The organism is Anaerolineae bacterium (assembly GCA_011176535.1).
Lineage (GTDB): Bacteria > Chloroflexota > Anaerolineae > Anaerolineales > DRMV01 > DUEP01.
This window is the reverse complement of sequence record DUEP01000012.1, coordinates 1-22,103: the sequence shown is the minus strand read 5'-3', so window position 1 is coordinate 22,103 and position 22,103 is coordinate 1. Positions and strand designations below refer to the sequence as shown.

The 22,103-nt window shown below is 64.9% G+C and carries 21 protein-coding genes, 1 pseudogene and 1 riboswitch; of the genes and pseudogenes, 9 read left to right on the top strand and 13 right to left on the bottom strand.

Going from position 1 to position 22,103, the window contains the following annotated elements; translation table 11 throughout:
- Nucleotides 1-130: 130 nt before the first annotated feature.
- Nucleotides 131-526: a Neelaredoxin gene (locus G4O04_02565; protein ID HEY57419.1), complete on the top strand. Its 396-nt coding sequence runs from the start codon at nucleotides 131-133 to the stop codon at nucleotides 524-526.
- A 96-nt stretch (nucleotides 527-622) separates the two neighbouring features.
- On the opposite strand, the gene G4O04_02560 is transcribed toward G4O04_02565, so the two are convergent.
- The 3 genes and pseudogenes from G4O04_02560 to G4O04_02550 form a co-directional block, all read right to left on the bottom strand.
- Nucleotides 623-1,321 (bottom strand): hypothetical protein, encoded by a 699-nt coding sequence (locus G4O04_02560; GenBank protein ID HEY57418.1) that lies wholly within the window; start codon nucleotides 1,319-1,321, stop codon nucleotides 623-625.
- A 97-nt stretch (nucleotides 1,322-1,418) separates the two neighbouring features.
- Nucleotides 1,419-1,614: pseudogene (locus G4O04_02555) on the bottom strand (N-acetyltransferase).
- A 196-nt stretch (nucleotides 1,615-1,810) separates the two neighbouring features.
- The gene (locus G4O04_02550; GenBank protein HEY57417.1) at nucleotides 1,811-3,700 is read right to left on the bottom strand and encodes a bifunctional homocysteine S-methyltransferase/methylenetetrahydrofolate reductase; all 1,890 of its coding nucleotides are present in this window, start codon (nucleotides 3,698-3,700) and stop codon (nucleotides 1,811-1,813) included.
- A gap of 72 nt (nucleotides 3,701-3,772) precedes the next feature.
- Here G4O04_02550 and G4O04_02545 point away from each other — a divergent pair, with 72 nt between their 5' ends.
- Entirely contained in the window at nucleotides 3,773-4,021 is a 249-nt protein-coding gene (locus tag G4O04_02545) for a ribbon-helix-helix protein, CopG family (GenBank protein HEY57416.1), read from the top strand.
- The gene (locus G4O04_02540) at nucleotides 4,015-4,368 is read left to right on the top strand and encodes a type II toxin-antitoxin system PemK/MazF family toxin (protein HEY57415.1); all 354 of its coding nucleotides are present in this window, start codon (nucleotides 4,015-4,017) and stop codon (nucleotides 4,366-4,368) included. The genes G4O04_02545 and G4O04_02540 overlap by 7 nt, the downstream gene beginning before the upstream one ends.
- A gap of 66 nt (nucleotides 4,369-4,434) precedes the next feature.
- Here G4O04_02540 and G4O04_02535 read toward each other — a convergent pair whose 3' ends face one another.
- On the bottom strand, nucleotides 4,435-8,025 hold the full coding sequence (locus tag G4O04_02535; protein ID HEY57414.1) for a dihydropteroate synthase: 3,591 nt from the start codon (nucleotides 8,023-8,025) through the stop codon (nucleotides 4,435-4,437).
- 148 nt (nucleotides 8,026-8,173) lie between these two features.
- A riboswitch (SAM riboswitch) is annotated at nucleotides 8,174-8,308 on the bottom strand.
- A gap of 519 nt (nucleotides 8,309-8,827) precedes the next feature.
- On the opposite strand from G4O04_02535, the gene serS reads away from it, so the two are divergent.
- Nucleotides 8,828-10,108 (top strand): serine--tRNA ligase, encoded by a 1,281-nt coding sequence (serS, locus tag G4O04_02530; protein ID HEY57413.1) that lies wholly within the window; start codon nucleotides 8,828-8,830, stop codon nucleotides 10,106-10,108.
- A 2-nt stretch (nucleotides 10,109-10,110) separates the two neighbouring features.
- The gene (locus G4O04_02525; GenBank protein ID HEY57412.1) at nucleotides 10,111-10,602 is read left to right on the top strand and encodes a DUF456 domain-containing protein; all 492 of its coding nucleotides are present in this window, start codon (nucleotides 10,111-10,113) and stop codon (nucleotides 10,600-10,602) included.
- An 81-nt stretch (nucleotides 10,603-10,683) separates the two neighbouring features.
- On the opposite strand, the gene G4O04_02520 is transcribed toward G4O04_02525, so the two are convergent.
- Genes G4O04_02520 through G4O04_02505 form a run of 4 tightly spaced genes read right to left on the bottom strand, consistent with a single transcriptional unit; the run spans nucleotide 10,684 to nucleotide 12,772 of the window.
- Entirely contained in the window at nucleotides 10,684-10,899 is a 216-nt protein-coding gene (locus G4O04_02520) for a hypothetical protein (GenBank protein ID HEY57411.1), read from the bottom strand.
- 58 nt (nucleotides 10,900-10,957) lie between these two features.
- Nucleotides 10,958-11,539 (bottom strand): hypothetical protein, encoded by a 582-nt coding sequence (locus tag G4O04_02515; GenBank protein ID HEY57410.1) that lies wholly within the window; start codon nucleotides 11,537-11,539, stop codon nucleotides 10,958-10,960.
- A 2-nt stretch (nucleotides 11,540-11,541) separates the two neighbouring features.
- On the bottom strand, nucleotides 11,542-11,760 hold the full coding sequence (locus G4O04_02510) for a Trm112 family protein (protein HEY57409.1): 219 nt from the start codon (nucleotides 11,758-11,760) through the stop codon (nucleotides 11,542-11,544).
- A gap of 1 nt (nucleotide 11,761) precedes the next feature.
- Entirely contained in the window at nucleotides 11,762-12,772 is a 1,011-nt protein-coding gene (locus tag G4O04_02505) for an endo alpha-1,4 polygalactosaminidase (GenBank protein ID HEY57408.1), read from the bottom strand.
- A 191-nt stretch (nucleotides 12,773-12,963) separates the two neighbouring features.
- Between G4O04_02505 and sppA the strand changes: the two genes are divergently transcribed.
- From sppA to G4O04_02485, 4 genes are read left to right on the top strand one after another with little or no spacing between them, the layout of a single operon-like run.
- Nucleotides 12,964-14,004, top strand: coding sequence for a signal peptide peptidase SppA (gene sppA, locus G4O04_02500; GenBank protein HEY57407.1), 1,041 nt, complete (start codon nucleotides 12,964-12,966; stop codon nucleotides 14,002-14,004).
- 5 nt (nucleotides 14,005-14,009) lie between these two features.
- The gene (locus G4O04_02495) at nucleotides 14,010-14,234 is read left to right on the top strand and encodes a hypothetical protein (protein ID HEY57406.1); all 225 of its coding nucleotides are present in this window, start codon (nucleotides 14,010-14,012) and stop codon (nucleotides 14,232-14,234) included.
- Nucleotides 14,231-14,731, top strand: coding sequence for a nuclear transport factor 2 family protein (locus tag G4O04_02490; protein ID HEY57405.1), 501 nt, complete (start codon nucleotides 14,231-14,233; stop codon nucleotides 14,729-14,731). The genes G4O04_02495 and G4O04_02490 overlap by 4 nt, the downstream gene beginning before the upstream one ends.
- Before the next feature lie 3 nt (nucleotides 14,732-14,734).
- A complete protein-coding gene (locus G4O04_02485; protein HEY57404.1) occupies nucleotides 14,735-16,561 on the top strand; it encodes a hypothetical protein in 1,827 nt (608 codons plus the stop codon).
- 96 nt (nucleotides 16,562-16,657) lie between these two features.
- Here G4O04_02485 and hutH read toward each other — a convergent pair whose 3' ends face one another.
- From hutH to G4O04_02460, 5 genes are all read right to left on the bottom strand, one after another.
- Nucleotides 16,658-18,241: a histidine ammonia-lyase gene (gene hutH, locus G4O04_02480; GenBank protein ID HEY57403.1), complete on the bottom strand. Its 1,584-nt coding sequence runs from the start codon at nucleotides 18,239-18,241 to the stop codon at nucleotides 16,658-16,660.
- Nucleotides 18,242-18,304: 63 nt separating this feature from the next.
- A complete protein-coding gene (locus G4O04_02475) occupies nucleotides 18,305-19,111 on the bottom strand; it encodes a hypothetical protein (GenBank protein HEY57402.1) in 807 nt (268 codons plus the stop codon).
- 2 nt (nucleotides 19,112-19,113) lie between these two features.
- The gene (gene smpB / locus G4O04_02470; GenBank protein ID HEY57401.1) at nucleotides 19,114-19,569 is read right to left on the bottom strand and encodes an SsrA-binding protein SmpB; all 456 of its coding nucleotides are present in this window, start codon (nucleotides 19,567-19,569) and stop codon (nucleotides 19,114-19,116) included.
- A 90-nt stretch (nucleotides 19,570-19,659) separates the two neighbouring features.
- Entirely contained in the window at nucleotides 19,660-20,940 is a 1,281-nt protein-coding gene (locus G4O04_02465) for a hypothetical protein (GenBank protein ID HEY57400.1), read from the bottom strand.
- Nucleotides 20,937-21,920 (bottom strand): M42 family metallopeptidase, encoded by a 984-nt coding sequence (locus G4O04_02460; GenBank protein ID HEY57399.1) that lies wholly within the window; start codon nucleotides 21,918-21,920, stop codon nucleotides 20,937-20,939. Before G4O04_02460 ends, G4O04_02465 begins: the two co-directional genes overlap by 4 nt.
- Nucleotides 21,921-22,103: the final 183 nt, after the last annotated feature.

Here is a 22,103-nt window from a genome sequence, read left to right as displayed (position 1 = left end):
ACTTCATTTTACCATCAAGGCGCGGGGCGCGAGGCAAACCCGGGCCAGACAAGGCCCGCTGGCCTCCCTCACTTGGCGGCAAAGCCGGTATAATGAAAAAAGCCCATCCCACACTCAAGAGGAGGATACCATGAACATCCAGGATGTGTTCCAGACCGCCGATTGGAAAAAAGAGAAACACACGCCGGTCATTGAGTGCCCGGACGCCGTCAAGGCCAACGAGCCTTTCACCGTGACCGTCAGCATCGGCAAGGAAATCCCTCATCCCAACACCACGGAGCATTTCATCGCCTGGATCGATGTCTTCTTTGTGCCCAAAGGCAGCCGCTTCGCCCACCATGTGGCGCGCTTTGACTTCCGCGCCCACGGGGAATCCACCAAAGGCCCCAACAAGGGTCCCGTGTACACTCATCCCATCGCCACATTCTCCATGCAGATCAACCAGCCGGGAACCCTGCTGGCCACTTCGCATTGCAACATCCACGGTCTGTGGACCTCCCAGAAAGCCATCCAACTGGCCGAGTAAGGGAACATAAACCAGGGGCGGGATTGCTTCCCGCCCCTGGGCTTTTTTGCCGGGCAGAGGGCTCATGGGGCTTGCAGCGTGTAGGTATCAATCACCTCACCCTAAATGTTGATGAACTGGAAAGTGATGTGGGAGACGTCGCCCTCCACCAGCATGGCACCGTAATCTCCATTGTAGCGCACCACGCTGCCGGAGCCATTGCGCCTGTTTGGAGTTGGCCCCGATACCGCCGGGTTCGTGCCAGTTGCTGTCCAAAACGAGCAGGTGCACCGGGCCCCAGACCACATCGTAATACCGCTCGTTGCCCGGGAGGTCAAAGATCGCCAGATGAGGTTCGATGCCGCTACGCCAGTCGTGGTTGCCCAGGGGCGGAAAAAAGCGCCGCTGCTCCACATCGTCGCCGTAATACTGCAGCACATTGGCCGCCATGACGGCCATGGCGCCGTTGGGGTAGTTGTTGTCGCCCGTGGTGACGACGAAATCGGGATGCCAGGAATCCACCAACGCGGCCACGGCTTGCTCGTGAGGCCCAGCCTGACCGAAATCCCCGATGACGGCAAACCGTACCGGGGGCCCCAGGGTGGGCGAAGGCTGCGGGGACGGCGTGGGCGAGGGAAGGATGGGAGGCAAAGGCACCAACGGCGACCAGGTCGGCGTCACCCTCGAAGCCGCCGCAACCGCCTCCGCCGTAGCGGGGGAATCCAAGGCAGGGCGCGGCCCCTGGCCCACGCAGGCGCTCAAGACGACCAGCCCAATCCATCCAACAAGAAGCCATCGTTTGGACAAGGATTTCACGGACGCTCCAGCAAACGAGGAGCTATGTTCTCTGCAAAGGGGTTAGGAAGGGCGCCTTTCCAGCGCGGCTTCAACAGCCGACGGGCAGGCGGAAAGGTCAGGGAAGCAAATCGGCGTCTTCCGGATGCCGTTTGATGTAAGCCGCCACAAAGGAGCACAACGGCACAACCTTGTAGCCCTCACTCCGGGCGTAAGTCAGTCCCTCTTTGACCAGGGCGCTGGCAATGCCCTGCCCTTCATAAGCCGAGGGGCACGCCCGTGTGCGTAAACACCAGGCACCCTCCCTGGGGCATGTATCCCAGCACCACCACCGCGTCCCCCAAATCCACCTCAAAACGCTGCTGTTCCGGGTTATGTTTGACCTGCCAGGCCACAAAACACCTCCTCGTTTTCCTTTTCCAGATCGGCAAGTGCCCCTATCTACCAGGATTTGCCCCAGCCCCACCCCGCGCCAAAAAAAGCCTTGCTCCTCAGACACCAGGTGGGCTTTCAACCCTGCTCTGTCCGGGCCCTGACCCCCTCCACGATCTCCGCCACCAAATCATAGCGCCGGAACTGGGGCATGAGATACACGCCCTGGGCCCAGGAGCGGATACGCTCGATAAGTTCCAGCGCGATGCGCACGCCCTCCCAGGGCGCGCGTTCGCCAGCCTGCTCCAGACGGCGCATGATGGGCTCAGAGATGGTAATGCCGGGCACCTCGTGGTGCAGGAACGCAGCGTGGCGCGGGTTGTTGAGCGGCAGGACGCCCACCAGGATGGGGATCTCCACAGGCCCGTAGCGTTCTGCGTAAAAGTCCAGGAAGCGCCGTGCCGCTTCGGGATCGTACACCGGCTGGGTGAGGGCGAAGTCGGCCCCGGCGCGAATTTTGCGGCGCAGCACCCTGGCCTCGCGCTCCGGGTCCTTAGGGTTGAGGTTGAGGGCACACCCAACGAAGAAAGAGGTGGGCTGCCCGATGTCGCTCCCGGCATGGTCCACCCCAGCGTTGAACTTTTGCTTAATGAGTTTGATCAGGCCGGAGGGCACCAGGTCGTAGTTGTCCATGGCCTCGGGATAGTCGCCAATGGCCGTAGGATCGCCCATGACCACAAAGACATTGCGCACCCCCAAAGCGTGGGCGGCCAGCAAATCCCCCTGCACCCGAAGCAGGTTGCGCCCCCGTGTGGGGAAGTGGAGCACCGTCTCCACGCCGACTTCACGCTGGATAAGGTGACACACCGCCCAGGGGCTCATGCGCATACGGGCCATGGGGCTATCGGCCACATTGATGGTGTCGGCCCCGGCCTCGGCCAGGAGATGGGCCCCGGCCAGCACCTTGTGGGCCGACAGACCGCGGGGAGGGGTCATCTCCACGGTGATCACAAACTGCCCATGCTGCAGTTTCTGGGCCAGTTGGGTGGGTTCGTCGGGGGGCGGCAGTTGCTCCCGCCGTTGGGAAAGGCTGACAGTGAGGCGCGGCAGGGCCTCGCGCGGGGGCGCCTGTTCCAGGCTGTGGTGCATCGCCGCGATATGCTCGGGCGTGGTGCCGCAACAGCCTCCAACCAGCGTGGCGCCGGCCTGGTAAAAGGCCAGGGCGTACTCGCCGAAGTAAGCCGGCCCGGCGGGGTACATGATCCGCCCACCGGGGAGCCGCTCGGGCCACCCGGCGTTGGGTTTGACCCAGAAGCGCGCCTCAGGCGCCACGGCCCGCATGTGCTTCAGAATGCGGAGCAACTGCGCCGGGCCGCCGGAGCAGTTCACACCGATGACATCCACTTCCAAATCACGCAGGGTCTCGGCTACTTTTTCCGGCGCGTCGCCCAGTAGGGTGCGGTCGTCGCGGGTGAAGGTGACCGAGGTGACGATGGGCAGGTCGGGGGCGACTTCCCGGGCGGCCAACACGGCCTCGCGCACCTCGTAGAGATCGCTCATGGTTTCGATCACGATGAGATCAGCGCCCGCTTCGGCCAGAACGGCCATTTGTTCCCGGAAGGCAGCACGGGCCTCTTCCGGTTGCACCCGCCCAAAAGGGGCCAGCCGAACGCCCAGGGGACCCACATCCCCGGCCACGAGCACCTCGCGAAAGGATGCCAGCACCACCCGGCGCGCCAGTTCCACCCCGGCGCGGTTGATGGCAGCGACTTTGTCCTCCAGGCCGTGTTCGGCCAGGCGGTAGCGGTTGGCGCCAAAGGTGTTGGTGAGGATGACCTGGGCCCCGGCTTCAATATAGCCCCGGTGCACCTCGGCCACCAAAGCAGGGTTCTCCAGATTGAGGGCGTCGAAGCATTGGTCAAAGCCGATACCTTTGGCGTGCAGCATGGTGCCCATGGCACCGTCCAGCAGAATAGGGCGCTCGGCGCGGGTGATCAAGTCGAGAAAGCGTTGGCGGGGTGTGGTCATCGACTCCCTCGCGGCTGGAAGATGGTGGTACAATCGGTTATACCCGAGTAAACACCAAGAGGAGGACAAAGGATGACCGTCAAGACGGCGGTATCTTTGCCTGAGGAGTTGTTCGCCGAAGTAGATCGGCTGGCAAAAGAGATGGGCGTGCCTCGGAGCCGGGTGTTTGTCATGGCGTTGGAGTCTTTTTTGGAACGGAAGCGCAATCAGGCGCTTCTGGAGGCGATCAACCAGGTCTATGCCGAGGACCTGACAGAAGAAGAACAACGTCAACTGACCGCGCTCAAACGCCTACAAGGTGAGGCGGCTGACCCATGGTGATCCGCCAGGGCGACCTGTACTGGGTGGATCTGGACGAACCGCGCGGTGCAGAGCCAGGGTATCGACGCCCTGTGGTGGTGATCCAGAACAACCTGTTCAACCAAAGCCGCATCCGCACGGTGGTCGTCTGCGCCATCACCAGCAACCTGAAGCGGGCCGCAGCGCCGGGCAATGTGTTGCTCAAGGCAGGGGAAGGCGGCCTACCCAAAGCCAGCGTTGTCAATGTGAGCCAGATCTTCACCCTGGACAAAAAGGACTTGAGCGATTACATCGGCACACTTTCGCCTCGGCGGGTGCGGCAGATCCTGGACGGCGTGCGGTTGGCGCTGGAGCCGCGGGATGTGTAGGCGCACCCAGTGAGCGAAGACGCCGACGCTGCTCCAAAGCAGTGCCGAGGCACCACACTCCGCAATTTACCGCACGGCGAAGTATTTGGCCTGGGGGTGGTGCACGATGATGGCCGCTGTGGATTGCTCTGGCACCAGTTGATAGGCCTCGGTGAGCCGCATACCCAGGGCTTGCTCGGCGGGCAGCAGGCGGAACACCTCGGCGTGGTCTTCCAGATCGGGAATGGCCGGATAGCCCCACGAGTAACGTTTGCCTCGTCCGGGAGGCAGGCCCAACTCGCGGCGGATATGGCGGTGCAGGTACTCGGCGGCGGCTTCGGCGGTCTGGACGGCCAGGCCGTGGAAAAAGTAGGCTTCGGTGTACTCCCCAGCCTCCTGCAGCGCCTCGAAGCGCGCGGTAGCTTCCTCGCCCACGGTGACGATTTGCAGGGCGACCACATCCATCACGCCAGAATCCACGGCAGCGAAGTAGTCGGCCAGGCAAAGCCCCTCGCCGCCCGCCTGGCGTGGGAAGGTAAAGGTGACCAACACCTCAGGCTCTCCGGCCGCGACCGAGGCCGGGTCATAAACCAACAGCGTCTCGCCCTGGGATTGACAGGGCCAATAGCCGTAAGCGCCCCGCGGACGAAGCCAGCCGTGGCGCAGCGCCTCCCGTTGCATACGGGCCAGGCGTTCCTCGAACTCGGCCTGCAGGCGCTCCCATTCTTCACCGTGGGCGTTCTTGGCGCCCCAGGAGAGGCGGAACAGGTCTTTCTTGAACAGGTGTTGGAACACCGCTTCCAGGGGCATCTCCCGGACCACGCGGGGGCCCCAGGAGGGCGGTTGGGGGATATCCGGGGCCGGGGGCACCTTTCGGGACCCCGCAGGCCGTCCTCGGGGTCCGGAGGGGCGTTGCCGCCCCAGGGCGCGGGCCGCTTCCCGGAGCAGGCGTTCCAGCAGGCGCTCCCGTTCCCGGGTGTCCATCAACGCGTCCATGACTTGCAGCCCCTCAAAGGCATCCTTGCAGTAAAAGACGCCCGGTTCGTAGGGTTTGCCTTCCTCCGTGAAGAGGGTGCGATAGCCAAAGCGGCGGTTGATGGCCGCGCCGCCGATGAGCACCGGATAACGCAACCCGCGCCGATGGAGTTCGTTGACGATGAGGGGCATTTGCTTGCTGGTGCTGACCAGCAAGGCGCTGAGGCCGATGGCATCGGCGCGGTGCTCTTGAGCGGCCTGAATGATGGTTTCGGCAGGGACCTGTTTACCCAGGTCGATGACGGTGTAACCGTTGTTGCTCAGGATGGTTTTGACCAGATTCTTGCCGATATCATGCACATCGCCGTAAACGGTGGCGAGCACGATGGTGCCCTTGGTCACCCCTTCCTGGCGCAGCAGGTAGCGCTCCAGGTGAGCTACGGCGCGCTTCATCACCTCAGCCGATTGCAACACGAAGGGCAAGATGAGTTCGCCGGCGCCGAATTTGTCGCCCACTTCTTTCATGGCCGGGAGCAGCACCTCATTGAGGATGCGCACCGCGGCCCGATGGGTGGCCGGGGTGGGGGAAGTGCCCTCACCCCCTTCCCCTCTCCCAGTGGGAGAGGGGAAGGGGGGCTGGGGGGATGGGGTGAGGGTGAGGGCGGGATCGGCCGACCATTCGGCGACCAGGGCGTCGATGTCCCCTTCCAACCCCAACCCCTCCTTGTGGCGGTGGAGGATGCGGGCGTGGAGGCGTTCGGGCAAACTCAACCCGGCCAGCGGGTCCCGCTGGGTGGCGGAGGGGCGGGCCTCGCGCCCTTCGTAAAAAGCGATCACCCGCTGCAAGGCGTCAGGGCGGCGGTTGAAGATGAGGTCTTCCGCCAGTTGGCGTTCCTCTTCGGGGATGTCGGCGTAGGGGGTAATATGGGCCGGGTTGACGATGGCCATATCCAGCCCGGCCTGGACGGCGTGGTAGAGAAACACGCTGTTGATCACTGGGCGAGCGGCCTTGGGCAAGCCGAAGGAGATGTTGCTCACCCCCAGCGAGGTGAACACACCCGGCAGCGCCGCCTTGATGCGCCGGATGCCCTCCAGGGTCTCTACGGCGGCGTTGGCAAATTCGGGGTCGCCGGTGGCCAAAGTGAAGGTTAGCGGGTCGAAGACCAGGTCGCCCGGCTGGAGGCCGTGCTCCTCCACGGCCAGGCGATAAAGCCGTTGGGCCACCTCCAGTTTGCGCTCGGCGGTCTTGGCCATATCCTGCTCGTCGATGGTCAGCAACATGACCGCGGCGTTGTGCAGTTTGGCCAGGTGGAGCACCCGGTCGGCCTTCTCGCGCCCCCCTTCCAGATGGGTGGAGTTGAGCACACAGCGCCCGGGGGCGGTTTTGAGCGCGGCTTCCATGACTTTGGGCTCGGTGGTGTCGATGACCAAAGGCACCTCCACGCCAGCGGTGACCAGTTTGTGCACCACCGTGCGCATCAGTTCGGCCTCATCGCTGCGCTCGGTGACGGCCACTGAGATGTCCAGCGCGTGGGCGCCGGCGGCCACTTGCTGGCGGGCCAGGGCCACGATGCCATCCCAGTCTTCGGCCAGAAGCAGGCGCTTGAACTTGCGGCTGCCCTGGGCGTTGCAACGCTCGCCGATGAGCAGCGGGGGTGGGTCTTGCTTCATGCTGTAGGCGCGCACCGCGGAGGCCAGACGAGGCAGGTCGAGGATGGGGCGCGGGGGGCGTGGGCGGCCGTGGAGCCGCTCGACCAGGGCTTTGAGATGGGCCGGGGTGGTGCCACAACAGCCGCCCACCACGCTGATGTGATGCTTTTCCACAAACTCGGCCAGGGCCTCGGCAAAGGGTTCGGGTTCCAGTGGGTAGACGGCCTCACCGTCCACATTGAGCGGCAGCCCGGCGTTGGGGATACAGGAGACGGGCAAGGGGGCGTGTTGCCCCAGGAACTCGATAGGCTGGCGCATGTGCTCGGGGCCGGTGGAACAGTTGAGACCGATGACATCGATGGGGAGCCCTTCTAAAATGGTCAGGGCGGCCTCGATGTCCGTGCCCAGAAGCATCCGTCCAGTGGTGTCCAGCGTAACCTGGGCCTGAATGGGCAGCCATTCCCCTGTTTCCTCGAAGGCGCGGAGTATACCGTGGATGGCGGCTTTGACTTCTAAAATGTCTTGTGAGGTCTCGATGAGCAGCACATCCACGCCGCCCTGGATGAGGCCCACCGCCTGCTCGCGGAACACATCAGCCAGTTCGTCGAAAGTGATATCGGAGAGATCGGGGTCGTCGGCCGAGGGAAGTTTGCCCGTAGGGCCCATCGAACCGGCCACGAAGCGCGGTTGGCCGGTGCGTTGGGTGTATTCGTCGGCCAGGCGACGGGCCAGCGCGGCGGCGGCGCGGTTGATCTCCAGGGTCTTTTCGGCCACGCCGAATTCGGCCAGGGTGATGCGGTTGGCGCGAAAGGTGTCGGTTTCGATGACATCGACCCCCACCTCTAAAAAGGAGCGGTGTACCTGCTCCACGGCCTGAGGGTAAGTGAGCACCAGTATTTCGTTGAGGCCGACGAAACGCTCGCCGCCGTAGTGTTCTGGCGCAAGGTTCAACTTCTGCAGGTTGGTGCCCATGGCGCCGTCGTAGATGAGCACCCGTTCTTCTAAGGCGTCCAGATAACGACGGTTGGTGTATTTGCGCTGGGGTTTTGGCATAGCGTCCTCGTGTTATGGTTGAAGTGGTTATTGCTTGGTTACTTGGGCGCTTGACCGTTGGATACGACCAAATCACCAGACAACCAGGTAACCAGATAACCAAAACAAAAAACCTTCCCGGAAGAGGAAGGCTGAGCGAATGCATCAACCCTCATCTTCCAGGCCAAATCAGGCCTGCCGGAATTGGCACCTGGGCCCGTCCCCGGTCGTGGTGCAGACCGGAGGACGCGACCTGGTTGCCGAGGCTTCACAGGGCCGGTCCCTCCGCCTCTCTGGATGAGGTGGGGCGCAAATGCCCCAAAGTCATCTCACCTATGCCATTGTGGCGCTAAGTCTACCAAAGAGCCTAAGGGCTGTCAATGGCAAAATCAAGACCCAATCCAAATTTTCCTGGACAACCCTTGCACCTCTGGCTATAATTAAAACGAACAATCCAGAAAGCCAACGCCTTGCACGGAGACCAGTAACCGCAGGGCAGACCCTTCAGAGAGCCGTCGGCTGGTGCGAGACGGTGGGTCGCTGCGGCGAATCCCCTCCGTCGGCCCGGAGAGACACAACCGCCAGGCCGGGTGCCCCCGCAGGGGCGGCAGGACTGCCGTCGTAAGGGTGGCCGGGTTCGCCCGTTAGCGCGACGAACGAGGCCCGTCGCACCTTTTGCCCATGGGGTGGCGGGCGAAAGCAGGTGGCACCACGGGGCGCCCCCCTCGTCCTGCACGCAGGGGGGCGCTTTTGCGTACCAGGATGCGATGGATTTTGGTGGCTTCGCTACCAAAATCCATCATCCCATCGTGAGGAGGTCACCATGTTGGACATCCATTTGTTCCGGGAACAGCCCGACCTGATTCGCGAAGGCCTTCGCCGCCGCCGTATGGACGATGCGGTTGTGGATCAGGTCCGCGCGCTGGACGAACAACGCCGGCGCATCATCCAGGAGGTCGAAGCCCTGAAAGCCGAGCGCAACCGCACCTCAAAGGAAATCGGGCGGACGAAAGACCCCGCCGAGCGGCAGGCGAAAATCAAGGCCATGCGCCAGGTGGGCGACCGCATCAAAGCCCTGGACGCCCAACTCGACCAGGTCGAGGCCCAACTGCACGACCTACTCATCAGCATCCCTAACCTGCCCGACCCCGATGTGCCCGACGGCGAAGACGAAAACGACAATGTGGTCGCGCGTCAGGTGGGCGACATCCCGCAGTTCGACTTCGAGCCTGTACCCCATTGGGAATTAGGCCCGCGCCTGGGCATCATCGACTTCGAGCGGGGCGTCAAACTGAGCGGGACCCGCTTCTACCTCCTGCGTGGCCCTGGCGCTCGGCTGGAGCGCGCCCTCATCGCCTGGATGCTCGACCTCCACACCCAGAAGCAAGGCTACACGGAAATCTACCCTCCCTTCATGGTCAAGGGCGAAATCCTCTACGCTTCAGGGCAATTGCCCAAGTTCGCCGATAACCTCTACAAGGACCATGAAGAGGACAAATGGATGGTCCCCACCGCCGAAGTCCCGCTCACCGGGATACACAAGGACGAAATCCTGGACGAAGAGGACCTGCCGCTCTATTACACCGCCTACACGCCCTGCTTCCGCCGCGAGAAGATGAGCGCCGGCCGCGATGTGCGCGGCATGAAACGCGGTCACCAATTCGACAAGGTGGAGATGTACATCTACACCACCCCCGAAGACTCCCCGGCGGCCTTGGAGCGCATGTTGGCCCACGCCGAGGAGACCATCCGCCTGCTGGGGCTGACCTACCGCGTGGTGCAACTGTGTACCGGCGACCTGGGGTTCGCCGCCCGCAAGACCTACGACCTGGAGGTCTGGGCCCCCGGCAGCGGGGAATGGCTGGAAGTGTCCTCAATATCCAATGTGGGTGACTTTCAGGCCCGACGGGCCAACATCCGCTATCGGCCCAAAGAGGGCGGCAAACCGCGCTTCGTGCACACCCTCAACGGATCGGGGCTAGGCCTGCCGCGGGTGTACATCGCCGTGCTGGAAACCTATCAACAGCCCGACGGCTCGGTGGTGGTGCCCGAGGTGTTGCGGCCCTACATGGGCGGGCTGGACATCATCAGGCCGGAGGGCTGAGGATGGACTGGCTGGGCCTCTCCTTTCGCCTGTTGGTCTTCCTGGTCATGCTGGTGGGCCTGTTCGGCCTGGTGGTGCCCATCTTTCCCGGCATTGTGGTCATCTGGGGCGCGGCGTTGGTATACGGCCTGGTGCAAGGCTTTGGCACCATAGGCGGCTGGATTTTCGCCGGGCTCACCGTGCTCATGCTCCTCGGCGTCACAGTGGACAACATCGCCATGGGGGCCGGCGCACGCAAAGGCGGTGCCTCCTGGTGGAGCATCGCCCTCGCCATCGTGGCGGCTTTAGCGGGCACCTACGTCTTCCCTCCTCTGGGCGGCCTGGTGCTGGCCCCTCTGGCGCTGCTGGCCGCGGAGTATCTGCGCCAGAGAGACTTCCACAACGCCTGGGAGGCGGCGAAAGGCTACCTGGTCGGCTGCGGCTGGGCCTTCGTGGTTCGCTTTTTCCTGGGCGTGGTCATGATCAGCCTATGGGCCTACTGGGCCTGGTACTGACTCCCTGGCACCAGAAACCGGGCCCCGCGCGGCGGCAAGCGCGGGGCGTTTTCTTTGTCCTTTGCCTGGATTACAAACGGCCTACCGCCCCTCTTCCTGTTCGGCCAGATAGTCCAGCACCTCTTCCAGGTGCTCATCCAGGGCCTGCAGCCGCTTCTCCACCCGCTCCAGGCTTTGCTGGACTCCCAACATCCAGCGGTAAACGAAAAAGAGCAACACCAGCGGCAGGCCCACGGACAGGATGAGGTTGAGAATCTGGACAAGCAGATAACCCAAACTCAGTCCTAAAGAGTCCATGATAGCCCTCTTTTGCTAAAGTGTGAGCAAGGCTTGCGCCCAGGGTGGGCGCATCCCGTCAGTTGGGCGAAAAGAAGACCATGCCGATCCCTAAGCGCTCCAGGCCCTCCTCGGCGTAAGCCGTGGCCAGAGGCGAGGGGTCGTCGAGCAAGGCGAACAGGGTGGGGACGGCGCGAAGGTCGCCGATGGCGGCCAGGGCCCGTGCGGCGGGAACCCGTCCGTGGGCCGGGCCCTCTTCGATGGCCTGGATGAGCGCCGGCACGGCGTCCGTCCCGATGGCGATCAGCGCATCGGAAGCCAGTCGGGCCAGCAGGCGGTCCGGCCCGGCCAGCAAGGCGATGAGGTCGTCCACAGCCTCGGCGGTGGGCTGGTAACGCAGCGCCAGGGCGGCCACCTGGCGCACGGTGGGGTCGGGGTCGCGCAAGGCGGCCCCCAGGCGCGGGGGCACCTGGGGGGCGGGGATCTCGGCCAGGGCACGCAAGGCCCACCAGCGCAGGTCCGGGTCCTCCTCGTGGGAGAGATGCAGCAACTGGGTCAGCGCGGCCTCAGGGGTCCGGAGTAGGGCCTGCACAGCCTCCTCGGCCGCGGCGTCGTCCCCCTGGGCCACCGCACGGCGCAACGGGGTCAGGATGTCCACCACGATCACTTTTCCGGCACGGGAACGGGCAGGTCGTCCACCGGGGTCTCGCGCCACTTGTCCCCTTCCTCAATGAGCATCACAGGGATATCGTCGCGGATGGGGTACTTGCGGCCACAATCGTAGCACACCAGCCAGGTCTCCTTCACCAGTTCCAGTTCGCCCTTGCCTTCCTGCACGCACACGGGGCAGCGCAAAATCTCCAGCAGGTCTTGATGTACCATCTCATCTCTCCTCAAAATCTTGCAGGCAATCAAAGCGTTGCGGACTGAGGTCCCACGGCTTGACCAGGGCTGAGAAGCCCCAGGCGTTGGCCTGAGGGCAAAAAGCCGCCGGGCTGAGTTCATATTCTATCTCAAAAACGGCTTTGCCGGCCCGGATGAAGGCCAGCAGCGGTTCGCATTCGGCATAGGTGAAGCATTCTTCGTCCACAGCGAAGTCAAAGGCAGCCACCAGGTCAGGGATTTGCGGGCGGTCGTTCTTCAACCCCACCCCCAGGCCGCGGGCGTGGGCCTCCCCGGCCAGCCAGAGGTTGAAACGCAACTGATCTTCAGAGGAAAGAGCGAAGCCTGTGGGTTCCTGGAAGTTCTGCACATTGTCGGGATCCACGGCGTCGCACCCTTTTTCCACGGCCAGGTCCAGGCGGTCTTGCAGGATAGGGCCCAGGATGTCCAGGCGGCGGATATCCAGATAACGCTCGCCGGGCCAGTCTTCCAGCGGCTGACCCACGATGCCGTAGCCGAGAAAACGGTCGGCGTCGGGCCGCCAGTCCTCGTACGTGCCGGCGCTGAAGTAGCAAATGACCTTGCGCCCCATGCGGTGGAGTTGGGCGATGGTCTCGGTCGGGGTGTCGAAGAGGTCCACATCGTACACCTGGGCCTGGTAAGAGAGGTCGATCTGACCGCCGTTGATCTGGATCTGCCAGGTGGTGCGGGGTTTGGGCTGCCACCAGGACCGCGCCGTGGGGGAAGGGGGCCTCCCGGGGGTAGTGGTGATGGTGACCGTGGGGGAAGGCGCCACCTCAGCGGTGAAGGTGGCGGTGGCCACAGGCGCATAGGAGGCAGTCTCCGTGGCGGGAGGCAGGGTCGGCGTGAAGCGAGGCAACCCCGCCGTCGCCGTAGGGGGCGGCGCAGGTTGAGACGGGCCTCCACAGGCTACCAACAGGGCCAGAGCCCCCACAACCACGGCTCTCAGCATCCAGCGATGGAAGTCCGCAAAACGAAAGAAACCATCCATCAGCCACCCTCAACACATGTTTCGCGATCGGCGTCCCGCCCACCGCACGAGGGCTATTTTACCATGGGGGAGGGATTGGATGTGGCGGGCAAGGGAGGACAGCCCCCCGCCTACGCCGCCCCCGCCCGGAGCAGGAGGTGGTAAAATGCCACTACGCAGTTGTGATCTTTTGCCCCTCAGGAGAAGATGAGATGGATCGTCAACCTGAGCGCTCCAATGAAATTCCCGGGCGTCCTGCCAACACCGGTGGTCGGCAGGCGTTGTGGGCCCTCGTCGGCGTGGCGGCAGGGATGTTGTTGCCGGTGTTGGCTTGCGGGTTGTTGTTCGCGCTGTTTACCCTGGTGGGCGCGGTAAGCGGCATGGCCTCCGGCCCGGCGGCGCCGACGCCCAGGGTCCAGCAGGTGCATGTGCGGGGGCCGCTCAGCGGCCCGGCAGTGGCCATCATTGAGGTCAACGGCCCCATCGTCAACGGTCGGGCGCCGCTCCCCTCGTTGAATGAGGTAGCCGCGGCCGACGACATCCTCGATATGCTGGCCGACGCCCGCCGCGACCCCAGCATCAAAGCCGTGGTGCTGCGCATCAATAGCCCCGGGGGCGGGGTGGTGCCTTCGGACCGCATTCACCAGGCCTTGCAGGAACTGCACAAGCCCGTGGTGGTGGTGATGGAGGATTTGGCTGCCTCGGGGGGGTATTACATCGCAGCAGGTGCGGATTACATTATCGCCAACCCGGCCACGCTGACCGGTTCCATCGGGGTCATCTCCACCTTCCCTGAGGCCAGCCAGTTGTTCGACAAGTTGGGCGTGCATTTCACCGTCATCAAGTCCGGGGAGGCCAAAGATTTCGGCAGCCTCTACCGCCCCATGACGCCGGAGGAGCAGGCGTACTGGCAGCGCATCATCGACGAAGCCTATGCCCGCTTCGTCAAGGTGGTCGCCGAGGGGCGGGGCATGAGCGAGAAGGAGGTGCGCAAGTTGGCCGATGGGCGGGTTTACACCGGCCAACAGGCGCTGGAACTGAGCCTGGTGGATGCGTTGGGCTATCTGGACGACGGGATTGCCAGAGCCGCCGACCTGGGCGGGATCCAGGATGTGCCCCGGGTGGTGCGTTACCGCCGGGTGAGTTCCTTTGCCGACCTGCTCATGGGCGCCCAAGCGTCCCTTTCGGGCGAATGGGCGCACTTCCTCGATCGTGCGTTGATGCCCTCCCTGGCGTATCGTTGGGTGCCTTGAGGGGGATGCCCATGCCCTCGGACGCCGCAGCAGAGGTGATGCGGTTTTGCCTGGTGCTCACCATCATGGGAATGACCCTGCTGGGCATGGCCGCGCTGCGCCGGCGGCGGCTTTCCCTGGCCGCGTTCACCTGGTGGGGGTTGCTGGCCGTGTTTGTCCCCCTGGTGGGGCCGTTTTTCGCCATCCTGTGGGGGTATCCTGCCGCGATGAAGCGTAGGGGACGACGATGAGCGAACGCCGAGCGTTTTTGCTGGGCAGCGGGATCGTGGTGCTTTTCGCCGTGGTGGCGGGGGTGCTTTTCGCCCGGCGGCGACCGCCCACCTACCCGCCGGACGACCCCCGCCGGGTGGTGCAGGCCTACCTGCAGGCTCTGGAGCAACGCAACTACCAGCGGGCCTACGACTACTGGGCTCCCCAGGCGTGGCTGGATGCCCAAAAGTTCGAGCATCACTTGCAGGAGACGGCCTCCTGGCGGCAACAATATGCCGTGAGCATTGGCGCGGTGCGCTTCCCTGGTCCGGACAGGGCGGTCGTCCTGTTGCATCTGACCCGCATCGCCTCACCGCCGTTGCTCTTCCCCGCCGAGGAGCAGGTGCTGGAGGCCGTGTTGACCCGCACGGACGGCAGCTGGCGGTTGGTAGCCCTGCCCCCGCCCTGGGGCGTGGTGGAGGGCCTGAAACGTTTACCACCCCCTCCCGCGCCGCCGTCGCCCACCCCTGGAGAGTAAGCCATGCAAATCATGCGTCGGCTTTACCTGTACGCCGCTTTTCTGGCCGGGCTGGCGGCCAGCGTCAACGGGATGATCCAGACGCTGAACGCGCTGTGGCAGCCGGGCTTTTCCCGCTCGGCCGACGTGCTGGCGGGCGGGCTGGCCTCGCTGCTGGTGGGCTTTCCCGTCATGCTGGGACACTGGCTGTGGGCACAGCGCCTGGCCCGCGAGCACCTGGAAGAGCGGCAGACCTGGATCCGGGCCGCAGCGTTGCACTTCGCCTGGGCCGTTCCCTGGCTGATCGCGTTGTACCGGCTGCTCGATCTGGCCCAGCAGGCGTTATGGCCGTATTTTGAAAAACCGCCCTATGGGGTGGTGGTGTGGCGCCAGGGGGTGCTGACGGTGGTCGTCAACGGCCTGGTCGGGGCGTTTTTCGCCTACCGCAACCGGAGGGAAACCGGCGCGGCCCAACGCGCCCTGCACCGCCTTCAAGGCTGGCTCTGGACCCTGCACGCTCTGGCCTTGGGCAGCCAGGGGCTGTTCGGGATCTCCCAGGCCTGGCTGGAACAAACGGATTATCGCTGGCCCCAAAGCATCGTCTGGGCCGCGGCGGGGGTGCTGCTGGGCGTGGCCGTGGCCCCGTGGTGGCGCCGATGGGGGCGGGAGAAGGAAGAGCGGCGTTCCGCCATCCATGCCACCCTGACGCTCCTGACAGGCCTCACCGGTCTGGCGGTGGTCGCCGCGGGATTGGTGGAGGCTTTGTGGGCGACCAGCGGGGCGGTTTTGGGGGTGATGGCCGGGGCGGAGGCCGGGCAGCGTCTGGGCGTGCTGCTGCTGGGCCGTCTTCTCCCCTGGGGGGCGGCGACCTGGTGGATGGGGCGCACCTGGCGGCGGCTGGAGGCCTCCTGGCCCACACCTAGGGGGCGCCTGCTCCGGGCCAGGGCCGAGGCCTTCGCCGGGTTGGGCGGGCTGTTCCTTTTCGGGTTGGGGCTGGCCATGCTGTGGCGGGCGCTGATGCAGGCGTGGCTGGAAGGCCTGGGCGCCCCCATCCTGGCCCGCGGCATTGGCTTTGCCGGGGTGGGCCTGCCCCTCTGGTGGAGCTGCTGGCGTGTGCTTCAGCGCGACGCCTTGACGCCCTCGGAAGTCGGGGGCGCAGTACGGCGCTCTTTGGGCCGCCGGGGGTTGCTCTATGCCGCCTTGCTGGGCAGTGTGCTCACGCTGATGGGCACCCTGGGGGCTCTGGTTTACCACGGGCTGTTGCTACTTCTGGCGGGAGAGACCTGGCCAGCGGTGGAGTGGTGGACCGCGCTGGGCAGCGGTGCGGTGGCCCTGGGGCTGGGCGCGTTTCACTGGTCCTGGCTACGCCAGGACCAGGCCTGGGAGACTGCCCAACAAGCGCAACGTCTTTCCGCCTTCCATGTCTGGCTGCTTTCGGACGGCACCTCGCCCGTGCTGGGGTTGCTGCAGGAACGCCTGCGCTCCTTGGTACCCCAGTTGCCCCTTCATTGGCACGACCTGGGCCGGGGTCTACCGACGCCGGACCAGCCAGTGCAGGCGGTGGTCTTGGTGGGGCATACCCTGAGCACCTTGAACGAGATGTGGCGCCTGTGGTTGGAGCGGTTTACAGGGGCCAAACTGGTGTTGCCTGTGGGCGGCCCCTGGCTGTGGGTGGGCATGGGCGACGCATCCCCTGAGGCGCTTTTGGAGGAAACGGTGCATCGCCTCCGGGCCCTGGCCCTGGGCGGCAGCGTGCAGGGGTGGGAGAGGCTGACCTGGCGGCAGGCGCTCCCCGCGGCCTTCGGGTTATTCGTCTGGTTTCTGTTTTGGGCGGCGTTCCTGGTGGGGTAGTCAAACTCAAGCAAGGAAACCGCCTGGGGACTTTTCCTCCCCAGGCGGTTTTTGTTTGCCGCAGGACAGGCCCGTTTCCGGAGAACAGCCTTTGCTTCAGGTCACCTGGGCCGGGGGAAGGGTGGGCGAGAGGTCGGCGGCGCGCAACACGCGGTGCACAAAGGCCGGCTGGGTCACCCGTTGCCTGACACGCTCAATTTCCGGACCCCATAGGGCGTCCCCCGCCTGATAGAGGACGACCTCCCGGATGGCCTGCCAGGCCACGGCCACGCCCCGGCCCAAGCGCGCTTCAGGGGCGGCCCGCAGCCGCAGGTCCAGCGCCCGGGCCGCGGTGTAGGCCTCGGCCGCCAGCACATGAGCGGTGTTGGCGACCACCCGGCGGGCGTGGCGGGCCGCGTTCATCGCGTTGGCGTTGTGATCCTCCTGCTCGCCCGAAGTAGGCAGAGAGCGCACACTATCGGGGCTGCTCAGGGTCTGGTTCTCCAGCACCAGAGAGGCCGCAGTGTACTGCACCAGCATCAGGCCGGAGTTAAGCCCGGCGGCCTCCGGCGGGTCGACCAACATGCCGGGGAGGCCATCGTTGAGTTTGCCGTCGGTGAGGCGGAAGAGCCGCCGCTCGGCCACGGCGGCCAGTTCGGTGAGGGCGATGCTCAAAAAGTCGGCAGCCATGGCGGTGGGCTCACCGTGAAAGTTGCCGCCCGAGAGCACGGCATCGAGGCCGAAAAGCAGCGGGTTGTCGGTCACGGCATTGATTTCGCGGGTGACCACCTCGCTGACAAAACGCCAGGCGTCCCTAGTCGCGCCGTGCACCTGAGGAGCGCAGCGCAGGGAGTAGGCGTCCTGCACCCGTCCGGCCGCGTCCAGGAGCGTGCTCCCGGCGGTCAGTTGGCGCACGCGACGGGCCGATTCCATCTGGCCGGGGTGCCGCCGCGCCAGATGGATGCGGGGGTCGAAGGCGGCCGAGACGCCGCGCAGCGCTTCCAGGGTCATGCTCAGGGTGATGTTGGCCAGGTCGAGCAGGAGGGCGGCATCGTGCACGGCCAGGGCCAAAAGCGCCGCTGAAAAGGTGGCCCCATTAATCAGGGCCAGGCCTTCTTTGGGGCCCAGCACCCAGCGAGACAAGCCGGCAGCCTGCATGGCCGCTTTGCCGCGCATCCGTCGGCCCTGATACCAGGCCCAACCCGAATCCTCCACCCGGTCGGCCTCGTCGGTGGTCAGCACCAGAGCCAGGTGGGCCAGGGGGGCCAGATCCCCCGAGGAGCCCATGGAGCCTTGCGACGGCACCTCGGGCGTCACGCCCCGGTTGAGCATCTCGAGCAGGGTCTCCACCACCTCGGGGCGGATGCCCGAATGTCCCAGGGCCAGGGTGTTGGCCCGGATGAGCATGGCCGCCCGCACCACCTCTTCGGGGAGGGCCGGCCCGGTGGCCACGGCGTGGCTGAGGATAAGGTTACGACTCAGCCGCGCCGAGGTTTCATTGGGAATGCGGCGCTCGGCAAAGACGCCAAAGCCGGTGTTGATGCCGTACACCGGCTGGTCTTGCCGGACGATGTGCTCCACCCAGGTGTAGGATTGGGTCATGCGCGCTTTCGCTGCGGGAGCCAGGCGCACGGGTTCGCCGTGGCGTGCCACGGCCACGACTTCCTCAATGGTGAGATGGTGCCCATCGATGAGCAGCATAGGCCTCCTTGAGAGAACAGAATCAAAAGGGTGGCCGTCGCGAGCCACCCTTGGGGTCCGGTCTTACCACGGAAGATCCGGCGGGCAAGTTTGCACCCCTGCATGTTTGCCCACCCGTTTGTACATGGTCACGCCAGTGAAGGGGGCGCCCAGGATGCCGTCGTGGATGGCCCAGGAACGCAGGCGGATGCTGTGCACCGCTTCGGGGCGACGGAAGGGGGTGCAGCCGTCGAGTTTGGCGCGCAAATCGCCGTCCGGGGCAAAGCCGCGCTCGATGCGTTCCATCAAGGCCCGTCCGCTTTGGTAGGCGAAGCCGTAGCGCTCGAAAAGCACGGCGTTGTGGTAATACAGTGGCTCGGCGAAGAAGATGTCGTGCCCCAGGGACTGGACAAAGGCCTCGAACGCGGCAATGGCCTGTCCCAAAAGGCGCAGCCCGCGACGCACCTGGCCCGGAGCCAGACCGTAGCGCATGGCGGCCTCTTCGGCTTCCAGGTTGCGGGTCAGGGTGCCAAAGCGGGTGGGGGTCCCATCGGGCAAACGGTCCACATCAAAGCGCGGCGAATCCGGGTCGTTGAGGATGTAGAGCAGCACATGGATGCGCCCGTTGAGGGTATCTGTGAGGTGGCCGAAGAGCACCGGGTCGGGAAATCCGTACGCATGATAGACGGCCATTTCCACCGTGGCTGATCCGGCGGGGCAGCGCAGTTCGACCAGGTCCCGTCCCTGGCTGTCGTAGAGAAAAGGGCTGAGATGAAAACGCTGCAACAGCGCCAGGGGCACCAGTCGCAGATAGATGGCCCGCTTTTCCGGATAGGGCAGGCGGTTGATGCTGCCGATAGAAGAGGGACCGCCAGGCTCTGTGGAAGGCATGGTTACTTCCACCGTCGCAGTTCACGCTGGATTTCACGCTCCATCTCGCGTTTGGCGATGGCGGCTCGTTTGTCGTATTTCTTCTTCCCCCGCGCCACGGCGATTTCCACTTTGGCGCGACCGTTCTTCAGGTACATCTTCGTGGGGATGATGGTCACGCCCTTTTCGCGCACCTTTTGCCACAGACGCAGAATCTCCCGTTTGTGAAGCAGCAACTTGCGCGGGCGGCGGGGATCGTGGTTGAAGTGGCTGGCCGCGTCGTAAGGGGCGATGTGAGCGTTGATCAGCCAGGCTTCCAGGTTGTCGTCAATGCGCACGAAGGCCTCGCGCAGGCTGACCTTGCCCGCGCGGATGGATTTGATTTCGCTGCCCTGAAGCACGAGGCCCGCTTCCAGGGTTTCGTCCAGGAAGTAGTCGTGTTGGGCTTTGCGATTGGTAGCCACGATTTTGATGCTCATGCTTTGATTTTATCATGTTCACAGCCCCATAAAGCCAGAACGGCGGTGTTTTCACCGCCGTTCCACCACAGGGGGGTGCCGGAGGGTTACTCAAGGCGCGGGGAGGGCCTGCACGGCCTGTTGTGCGGCTTCTTCCGGCGAGGACCCCTGAAGCACCTGAGCCAGGGCCTCCTGGAGCACAGGCCCCAGGGTGGTCAACAGGTCCATGGAAGGCAAAGGTGTGGCGTAGGAAGCGATGGTTTCCAGCGTCGTCGCCCGGTCGTGTTGTTGCCACTGGGCTAGGGTGGCCTGGTTGGGCGGCAGGAGCCCCAGGGCTTCAGTCCAGGGGGCCAGGAAGGCGGGGTCGTTCATCTGGGCCAGCCAGCGCCCGGCCAGGGCCAGGCGAGGCTGTGTCTGTCGGGGCACGGCCCAGAGGTAGCCGTCGGCCCAGGCCCATCCCCGTACTTCTGCGCCGGGGATGAGGGCGATTTGCCATGGGGTTTCCTCGCGGAGGGCATAGGTTTGAGGCAGGAAAAGCAGCGCGCTGGGGCTTTGCCCGTAGTATTCCCAGGCCGCCTGGTCCGTGGTCAGGTCGAGCAGCGCCGGGACGAGCAACCCGCGTTGGGCCAGTTGAGCAAAATCGCCGAGGATGCTGGTAAGTACCGTGGGGTCCAGAGTGGGGCGGCCCTCGGCGGTGCGGAGCGGCCCGCCCGCGGCGCGGTACGCGCCCAGCAGCAACCGGGCTTGCGGGTCGCCGGCAGCCCAGCGCCAGGGCAGGCTGGCGTTGGCCACTAGGTCGTCCCAGGTGGCCGGAACCCCCTCGGCAAAGGCGTCGGGAGGATGGAGCATGACGAAAGCCTCTCCGCCGACCAGCAACCCATAGGTCACCCCCTGCACCTGACCCAGCCCGACGGCAAAAGGGCACATCGCTCCCTGGCCTCCAGAAAACGAGGCCTGGGGCAAGAGGCCAAAGGGGGTGAGCAAGCCCTTCAACGCAGCGGATTCCAAAGCCCAGCGGGGGAGGAGCAACACCGTAGGCACGGCGTCGGGGGCCACCAACTCGGCGTCGGTCAGGGTGGGCAACATACCTCCGGGGCCATCCACCCGCTTGAGGCGCACATCCAGGGCGAGGCCTTCCGCATGGGCGAACGCTTCCAAGCGCTCGCGGAGCAAGTTCGCCGCCGGATGGTCGGCGTTGGGGTCGAAGGAGGGCGGCAGCCAGACCCGAAACACGGTGGGCGGCGCCGGGGTGGAAGTGAGGGTGGCCGGGGCCTGCGGGGGCGTGACGGTGATGGAAGGGCTCGGCGTGCTCCCCACAGGTCCGGCACAGGCCCCCAATCCCAAGGCCAGGAGGAGCAAGGGGATCAGCAACCAGCGTGGGGTCCAGGTCATAAGTCCGCCGGATGGGTCAGCAGTTCCACCAGGAGTTGCACGGCCCCCTGAACATCGTTGTAGTCCACCATTTCCGAGGGGCTATGGACATAGCGACAGGGGATGGACACGGTGCCCGCCGGGACCCCGGCGCGGGAGAGTTGGATGGCCTTGGCGTCGGTGGTGCCGCCGGGGAGCACTTCACGCTGGTAGGGGATGTGGGCCTTTTCGGCCGTGCGCACCATCCAATCCACCACGCGGGGGTCGGCCAGCATCCCGCCATCGCGGACCTTGATGGCCGGGCCCTGGCCCAGTTCGACGGCCATTTTGATGCCTTTGGGTGTGTCGCCGGAGCCGGTGACATCCACGGCAATGCCGATGTCGGGCGCCACGCTGTAGGCGGCCGTGGTGGCGCCCCGCAGGCCGACTTCTTCCTGCACGCTGAAAACGAAGTACAGTTCGTGGGGCGTGTCAGTGAGGCGACGCAGAGTTTCAACGAGCACGGCCACGCCGATGCGGTCGTCCATCGCCTTGGCGACCAGACGGTCGCCCAAATCGGCAAAGGGGCGCTCGAAGGCGGCCACATCGCCCACATGGAGGGGCGCGCTACCCGCATCGAGGTAGAGATGGTCGAAGGCGGGCATCTTGTTTTGGCGGAGGATGTCGCCCTCGACGCCGATGACGCCGACGCGGCCGTCAAGGAAGCGCACACGCCCGCCGATGCAGGTCCAGGGTCGCACGCCACCGATGGGCACAAAGCGGGCGAAGCCCTTTTCGTCAATGTGGCTGACCATGATGCCGATTTCGTCCATGTGGGCGGCCAGCATGATGCGCTTGCCGCCGTCGCGGGCTGTGCCCTTGCGCACGATAAGGTTGCCCAAGGCGTCGGTGCGGATCTCGTCGGCGTAGTCGGCGACCAGGGTTTTCACCAGGTCGCGTACCTGGTCTTCGTACCCCGAAGGGCCGGGCGTCTCGGTGAGTTGGCGGATGAGTTGTTTCATGGGTACCTCGGTAGTCGTGGGATCGTGAAGTCGTGAGAGTCGTAAAGTGGATTGGTTCCTTGGTTGGGTGATAGGACTCACGCATGGCGAGGTGTTCTTCCAGGCGTTGCAGGCGCTTACAGATCACTTCACGGCGGCCCATCATGGTTCAGCAGCCTTTCTTTGTAGGCCTGGCGTACAATG